Consider the following 7,817-nt stretch of genomic DNA (forward strand, 5'->3'; position numbering starts at 1 on the left):
AGACTAGCCATGGGTTCTCCAGTCGAGAGCGTTGTGTCTGTTCGTCGCTACGGCCACGTGCATGCGGTCCGGATCGAAGAACGCGTCAAGTGCGGCCCTGAGATCGTCCGCGGAGACACTCTGGTAGCTGCGCAGGTATTCGATCAAGTCCGGCTGGCTGCCGGGGAGATGAAGGGATGCAAGGCACGCGCATAACCCCTCGCTGGTGTCGAGCGACACCACGAGCGCTCCGGTCCGCAGGCTTTGGAGGTCGGCAAGGCGCTCCGCGCTCACTCCGCGCTCGCGAAGCGACTCGATCGCCGTCCGGGTGAGGGCCAGTGCTTGCTGAGCCTGACCTGCCGGCGCCGAATACCACAGGACGTATGTGGACGCGCCGGCAAGAGCGGCTACGGAGGACTGGACGCCGTAGGTGAGGCGGTGTTCCTCCCGCAGTGTCACGTTCAGATCTGAGCGGTGCGCGCCGGCGAGCGCGGTGAGCGCAAGGTCGGCAGCCGGCCCGAGAGGAGCGCCGCGGGCGGGCATCTGCTGCCCCATGACTACGTCGGCCATGCGGCTGTCTGGTGCATCGAGCACCGTCAGCGCCGGTCTTGGCGACTTCTTCGGGCCCATGCCTTCGACCTGCACTGCAGGGGAGGAACTCTGATGTAGTACCGGATGGCTGGCTTCGAGCGCATGAGCATCAAAGTCGCCGACGATGCAGAGAGTCGAGATACCGGGGCCGTGGGCTTGCCCGCTCGCGGCAAGCCATTGTTCAGGTTCCGAGGAGGGGGCGGGCGGCAGTAGCCCTGCTGTCCCTGCCTGGACATATCGGCGTGCCTGTTCCGCCGGCGATACAGCGCCAGGCACGGCGAGAGGCTGGGCACCCAGGGTCCCGGCAACAGCAGAAGCCAAGGCAGACAACAGCCCGGTGAGTCCAGCGGGGGCGCAGCGACCGGTAGCTACGACAGCGTCGATCAGTACCTGGAATTTGACCGTCCCCCTGGTTGCTGGGGCGGCGACCACCGCCATCCGGCCACGCACGGCCTCGTTCAGGGCACCCTCCAGCGCCTTCGCACTCTGCGGGTCGGTGACAGGAGGGCTGGCCCACCGCCATCTGAAGTAGGCCAGGTCGCCGGATGGCCGGGGGAGTGTCACGAGTGTGAGGCCGTCCATGTCAGCAACGGTCACTTCGCTGACGAGGTGGGTGTAGTGCTGCGGGTCAAGCATGCGCTTCCTGGGGCGTCAGTACGAGTTGCGTGGTGGGCTGCTTGGAGAGTTCCTCTGCAGCGACGGCGATGTCCTCCCGACTGACTTCGTTGATCAGCTGAGACAGCGTGGCGAACCCGTCCGGCCAGTCGTGCAAGGCCAGCAGCCATCCCAGCAGGCGGGTCTGGCGCAGCCCGGAATCCATGACCCTGTGGTGCAAGGACGTGGTGTCTTGCTTTGCCTGGCTCCAGACAGACTGGTCCGGGTCGCCCGCTACCTCGGACAGGGTCCTTTCGAGTACCGCCGCGCAGCGCTGTCCTTGCTCCGGATGCTGCACGCGCATGCTCAGCCAGAACATTGCCGGGGAGCGCTCCGAGAAGGCGTTGAGTCCGGTCAAGCTCGTGCGAATGTCGTTGCGGCGCAGCCCCAGGCTCGCATCCTGGGCGAGGAGCGAGATCAGCATCTCTGCCAGGACGACGTTCGCGAGGAACCGGGCAGGTGCCTGGTCGGGGCCGGGGAGCCGGAATCCGAACGCGACCTCCTCGGCGAGCACACCCTGCCTGGTCACCGCGGTAGTCCGCGAAATCCTGTGCCTGGGCTCCGGTAGAGAGGGCAGGCTGAGCGGCGGCCGCGCGACAATACCTGCGAAAGCCTCGAGGCAGACGCGAGCCTGCTCGAGCCGTTGGGGAGTCACGAGAGTGATCGTTGTGTTGCTCGGTGCGGTGGTCGCCTTTAGGTACGAGGTCAGCTCCTCGTTGGGCACCATGTGAAGGTCCTGGTTGTCCACGAAGCCGGAGTGGGCGTTCGCCGGCTCCGCGTACAACGCGGCAGGCATGTAGATGTCAGGAAAGCCGCCGTTGCCCCGCAGGCGGGACAGCACCTCCTGACGGATGATCCGCAGCTGCCGCTCCGTATTGGCGGGCGTGGTGACCGGCTCTGCGAGCCGCTCAGCTTCCGCCTCGCATATCTCGGGCAGCGCGTGGATCGGAAACGAGGAGAAGAACTGTGTGTAGTCACGTCCGGTATAGGCGTTCACGACGCCGCCGAGTGCCTGCACGCGATGTAGATGCCCGGTGGGGGAGGTGCCTGAGACGTCGAGCGCCAAGTGCTCAACGAGGTGCGCGATACCCGGTTTGTCCCGTGGCTCGGCGCGATGTCCCCCACCGTGGGTGATGCACAGGGAAACACAGCTCCGCAAAGGGTCGTGCACGATGCCGACCCTGATGCCGTTGGACAGCCGGATGTCTGCGACGGTGCCGGCGGCTCCTGGGGAACGAACGTTGCCGTCCCCAGTCACGTGAGGCATGGGCATGGCTCCTTATACATGTGGCAGAGGGAAGAGGTTGAGATCGGCTTCGTCCAGAGGCTGCTCCCGCCAGCCCAGCTTCACGGCCGCGTTGCGTATGCGGTCGTTGCCGAAGAAGGGGAACGCGGCGGGGAAGTTGGGAACCAGTCCGGGCACGATGACTCTGGCGACGTGAAACCCGGAGGCCGCCACGTCGTCCGTCGTGAGGTCCACGCTGATCACCTCGAAGCCCTCGCGGGCCAGGCGTTCGTGGTACAGGTCGAAAGAGCGCCGAGGGAGGGAAGGCACCGACTCCCACTTGCCCTCGGCAAGGTCGGTTGTCCACGGGGCCATGCGAGCCCGTGCCCGCGGGTCGAGATTGATCTGCCCCTGGCACTGCAAGTCGACGACATCGTGGAAGTCCGGCCGGTAGGAGTCCATGTAGAGCCGGTCTTCACGGTGCGGCTTCAGGTTCCGGGTGTTCTGCAGGCCGAGCTTCGAGAGCTTGTCCGTCGCTTCCTTCGACAGCAGGTACTCGCTGTTGCCCTGCAGCGTGCACGCTTCGGCGAGTGCCTTCTTTGCCGCAGCGATCCCGGACTCACGGGCCGCGAAGCCGATCGTGAGGGCCCCGGTCCTCTTGCTCGTCAGCAGCGCAGCGACGACCGGGATGCCGAACTCGTTGTCGATGCTGACGAAGGTCGGGGACAGGTCGTGCGCTTGGTCCTGAATGAGTTCGCGAAGTTCGTGGAGATGGGGCAGCTGGTCCAGCGGTTGGGCGTTGGCCCACCACACCATCGAGGCATCGCGCTCGACGATCTCCTCTAGTCCGGACGTAAGCGCGTAGTCGTAGGAGTCACCTGCGGCAATACCTGCCAGGTTCGGGTAACCGAACAGCGCCTCCTGCCTCTCCGGGTGCTCGTGCCACATCACGTAAACGCTGAATGCCGGCACCCAGATGTCACGCTGCGAGGTATGCGAGAGTCCCTTGATCCATGCGCACTCGGAACTCTGTGTGAACTCGGCGAAGGGAAAACCCTTGGTTGCGTATTGGCGTGGCGAGTACAGCACCAGAGAATTCGGGTGGAGGAGATTGAGCCCCTGCCGCTTGAGCGCGTCGTATGACCCATACAGAATTTCAGTTCCAGGGCGTATCCAGTTCCCGCAGTACCGCTCGACTGCCTCACCGATGGCGGATACGCGGGCTTGTTCTGTGGTGTCCCAGGAGGTGCCGAAAGCCTGTCGGTCGTTGGCCCAGCTGAGCACCCTCCGCATGTCCGCGACGTCCACAGCGCAGGACTGGAGTTTGGCAGGAAAGTTATGTCGACTGTCCCGAAATTTTACACGGGTGATGATTCCGGTCTGCCGGTCCACGAGAGACTTCCGCGATGGTTCGTAGTCGGTCCGTGAGTACTGCCGGTGAGGCATCCGGATAACTGGATGATGCTCGGTGGTGAGATAGAGAGGATTCATCTCCAGCTCACTCTCATACAGGTCCTGCCGCATGGAGCCAGCTGTCCAGCGTTCAAGTCGCGCAACGACCATTGCCAGCATCCAGTGCAGCTCACTTCGTGTGAGCTGCGGAAGAGCCGACTCCCGGTGTACCCCGATGGCGTCGAAGGCGTCCTCGTACACCGCCGCAGCCCGCCGCCGGTCGAGCAGATCCCGAACGTCCGGTCCTTGACCAGGCCATATGCCCGGGCCGAGCAGACCGTGGCCAAGCTCGAACCTGAAGGACAACCACGGAATACGGTGCTCTTCACACATGTCGTTGACCGACAACAGTTCCGTGTGCGCCGGCGTTTCGTACAGAGCCAGCAGCACGGGCTCACCAGAGTCGGCGCGGATTTGCTCCGCCCATGCCGGCAGTTCGTGCATCTCGATGGCCTGCCAGTCCTGTGGCAGTGCGTCCAGGTAGCTTGCGGCCTCCCGCCGAAGGGCGTCGCTGCCGATGACCGCCACGCTGTGGCTTGTTAGAAAGGGCGCCCCTGAAGCCGGGGTTCGGTAGGTCCGAGGGTCGCGGCTACCGCGCACGGGCTGCACAGTGCCGACTTGCTGCAGCTTGACTGCGATCTGCGCGTATCCGTCGGGAGCCCCGGCGAGCAGATCATCCAGGGATTTGGTGCCGTCGAAGCCTGCCAGCCACCGACGGAGGGCTTCGGCCCCCGTGTTGGCATAGAACTTCGCTCCTTGAGCCGTTACGACCAAGGAACGCTCGGCTGCTAAATGGATGATATCTAGTGGGGCGGCAATCATTCGGATATCGCTCATGGCGCTCTGGTTTTCCATTGAAAGATCCCCTGATACACCCATAGCGGGAATTTGCGGCGAGGGTCCGAGCAGTGGAACGCAGGATGGGGTTGTTCCTGCCCCAAGGGAGTCAAGGCGGGAACAACCCCATCTATGCCACTAGATACTTAGCGGCGGGCGGCCGGGAAGGTCACTCGTCCCAGCCGAACTCGATGGCCGGCGCGATGTTGTTGTTCGCCTCGGCACGCAGGGCCATCTCGTCGTTCTCGTCGTAGATCTCAACCATAACGGTCTCCTTCTTCGATATTTGGACCGGGCCGAAGAGGTGTCTCCTCCACTTCGGCGCCTGGTCTGGGTGACGAGATGAATTTACCTCGGCAGAAATTGAGATCAAGAGGAAAGCGCTTGCGGTGAAGATCACGTTTCGCGTGCGCAACGTCCGGGGATCTATCCGCGTAGCATGCGGAATTATATGTTCCATTTCCGCATGGCGGAATAATTACGTCCCTTTAATTCTGTATGTCGCTTATACGAGTCAGGTGATGTGGATGCGGTACCGCGACCCAGGGGGGCAACTTTACCTTCCCTAAAGACGTATCTTGCAAATGCAATGCCTACAGGCCTTCCATTTGGCCTGCGCTTTATTGACGCCGCATGATTTCGGACAAGTAACGGACACCTGTCTCGATTGCTTCGTTGTACGAGGCATCCAGGCTGCGCATAAGGTGACTTACATGAGTACGCAGCCAAATGAAACGGTCATACGGCGAGCCGAGGAACGAGACGTACCTGGGCTCGTGGAGTGCAGCGCAGGACTGTTCGCGGAAGACGGCGGAACCCGCGACCCCGGAGGCATCAACGTCAACTGGCCACGCGAACACGGTCCAGAACGCTTCCGCCAGAACCTCGAGGTGCCTGAGCGCCTCACACTCGTCGCCGGAGCGGGAGACCAGATCGTGGGCCACCTGACGGCTGTGCTGTCAGGCACCTCGCCGATGAAGCCGATCACGACAGCCACACTGGTCAGCATGTACGTCAAGCCGGAGTGGCGTCGCAACCAGATCGGTGCCCGCCTCGTGGCCAGCTTCATGGACTGGGCCAAGGAACAGCAAGCCGACCGCGTGGATGTAACTGCCTACGCAAGTAACCCCGACGCCATCAAGTTCTACGAGAGCCACGGGTTCGCTGCGAAGTCGGTGACCCTGGAAGCCCAGTTGTAACGCACCCGGCTCGCCGAGCCCCAGATCCGCACGACGGGGACGTGCACGGGCCCAAGAGAAGGCAGAGACGGAGGCCCGGAGCGCCGATTGTTCCGGGCCTCTCCTCACAAGACGATCTTTGTGTCCTGGCCCACCTCCCCTGATACCTCATGGCCAGCCGTCACAGGGATCTGCTTGGACGAAGGCTGCCCAGCGCACGCAGCCGGGGGACAGCGTACGGACCGGATTCCGCCGCGGCTGCTTCGTCAACGGAAGCGCGCCTTCTCATGTCATGGGCCCGGCCCGAAGGCCGGAGCTCATGTGGCGACAAGTTCATCCCAGTGGTCGGCGAGGGCGGGAATAGGCTGGGGAACGGGGCCCAGGACGCCGCTGTGGGGGGCTTCGAGTTCGTCGATGGCGTCTTTGACGGCGTCTTCGGAGATTGCGGGGCCCGAGCGAGGAAGCGTGTAGCGGACGCTCGGGCCGGGGGAGGGGTTGGCGCTGGTGTCGGCGTGATGGGGCACTGGTGTGTAGCAGGGCCAGTCGAGGTGGTTGAGCCGGTGGATCTGGCCGGCCCAGTGCTGGGCATCGCGCATGTCACCGTGGCGCAGGTGGAGCAGGTACAGGCTCAGGGCGGCGGTGGTGCTGCCGGCGCCTGCGGCGTAGTGCCACCAGAACTGGGCTCCTTCTTCCTGGTCGGCGAGGTAGAGCAGGCAGGCGAAGGTGAGGGCGCCGTCAGGGTCGCGGACGGTGTCGAAGGCGGTGATGTGGCGGGCGGCGCCGTGGTGGTGGACGGCGCCGCGGCACAGGGTGCGCAGGTCGTGCGCGGCCTGGTCATGCAGGGCGCCAGGGAGCTGGTGGGCTCGGGCGCCGGATGGTGCGGCGGTGCTGAGGCACTGCACCCAGCGCAGCTCGTGCAGGTGGCGGGCGAGGTTGTGCCGGGCTGTCTCCAGGTCGGCGGCGGTGTATTCGCCCTGGAAGACGCGGGCACGGCGTAGTGCCTCGTCGATGCTGCGCGGGGCGCGGGTCATGGGTGGGTCACTCCTTGTCGGTGTCGTCCGTGACGTCGGTGTCGGGAGACTGGCGGTGTCGTCGAACTGGAGGCCCATGGCGGCGGCCAGGCGGTGCTTGGCTGTGCGGCGGATGGAGCGGACGGTGGCTTCCTGGATGCCCATGATCAGGGCGGTCTTCTTGGTATCGAAGCCGAGGGCGTCGCGCAGGATGAGGACGTCGAACTGCCGCTCGCTCAGCTTCGTCATCTGCCGGTACAGGCCCATGCCCTCCTCGAGATCGGCTATCTCCGGGCCGTATTCGGCGTGGAAGGAAGCGCGGAAGGAGCTGAGGAGAGGTTCGGAGGCAGTGCGCAGCGCGCGGGCGAAAGCCAGGGTCTCCGTCGTGGCCGGGCTGCGGCCCTGCGCCTCGAGTTCGCCGTGGACGCGCTGTTTGAACAGGGCCCAGGCGTGGGCGCCGGGGTTGGGCATCGCCTCCAGTCGGCACCAGATGGTGGCCAGGTAGAGGAAGGTGCTGTCCACCAGCCGGCGGGCCGCGGCTGCGCTGCCGAGGTGGATGCGGCTGTACTCCAGGCAGGCGCGGTCGTAGCGGGCCTGGAACTCCCAGAATTCGGGCGGCATGAAGTCGGCGAGGTTGTGGGTCGTGTGTCCTGCCGGGTCGGGTGGCTGGCTGGTCATCGGCGGCCTCCGTCGTCCAGGGACGCCGTGCTGGGCGGGGAGGCAGGGGAGTGGGGCTGTTGTTCGATCAGGGTGGAGGCCCCGATGCGGACTCCGGCGCCGAGCAGGCGCCGCACTAAGAGGTCGTTTTCACCTCAACTGCCCCGGTATCGGAGGATTTCTTTGCTGTCGGACGGCGGTGCGGAAGCGGCGACAGATGCGGTCGGGGCTTGT

General features: G+C 64.7%; 5 protein-coding genes. 1 reads left to right on the forward strand and 4 read right to left on the reverse strand.

All coding sequences use genetic code 11. From position 1 onward, the window contains the following. Nucleotides 1–3 precede the first annotated feature (3 nt). From ACIRPU_RS40860 to ACIRPU_RS40870, 3 genes are read right to left on the reverse strand one after another with little or no spacing between them, the layout of a single operon-like run. Nucleotides 4–1,206 carry a M16 family metallopeptidase gene (locus ACIRPU_RS40860; RefSeq protein WP_403877220.1) on the reverse strand — a complete coding sequence of 401 codons (1,203 nt, stop codon included), beginning with the start codon at nucleotides 1,204–1,206 and terminating at the stop codon, nucleotides 4–6. Further along, the gene (locus tag ACIRPU_RS40865; RefSeq protein WP_403877223.1) at nucleotides 1,199–2,491 is read right to left on the reverse strand and encodes a M16 family metallopeptidase; all 1,293 of its coding nucleotides are present in this window, start codon (nucleotides 2,489–2,491) and stop codon (nucleotides 1,199–1,201) included. Before ACIRPU_RS40865 ends, ACIRPU_RS40860 begins: the two co-directional genes overlap by 8 nt. Before the next feature lie 12 nt (nucleotides 2,492–2,503). Next, nucleotides 2,504–4,756: a YcaO-like family protein gene (locus tag ACIRPU_RS40870; protein WP_403877226.1), complete on the reverse strand. Its 2,253-nt coding sequence runs from the start codon at nucleotides 4,754–4,756 to the stop codon at nucleotides 2,504–2,506. Between the two features lie 695 nt (nucleotides 4,757–5,451). On the opposite strand from ACIRPU_RS40870, the gene ACIRPU_RS40875 reads away from it, so the two are divergent. After that, entirely contained in the window at nucleotides 5,452–5,937 is a 486-nt protein-coding gene (locus tag ACIRPU_RS40875) for a GNAT family N-acetyltransferase (protein WP_403877229.1), read from the forward strand. A gap of 296 nt (nucleotides 5,938–6,233) precedes the next feature. Here the strand turns inward: ACIRPU_RS40875 and ACIRPU_RS40880 are convergent, their stop codons facing one another. Next, nucleotides 6,234–7,604 carry a sigma-70 family RNA polymerase sigma factor gene (locus tag ACIRPU_RS40880; protein WP_403877232.1) on the reverse strand — a complete coding sequence of 457 codons (1,371 nt, stop codon included), beginning with the start codon at nucleotides 7,602–7,604 and terminating at the stop codon, nucleotides 6,234–6,236. Nucleotides 7,605–7,817 lie beyond the last annotated feature (213 nt).

Source organism: Streptomyces sp. NPDC102259 (assembly GCF_044766465.1).
Taxonomy (GTDB): Bacteria; Actinomycetota; Actinomycetes; order Streptomycetales; family Streptomycetaceae; genus Streptomyces.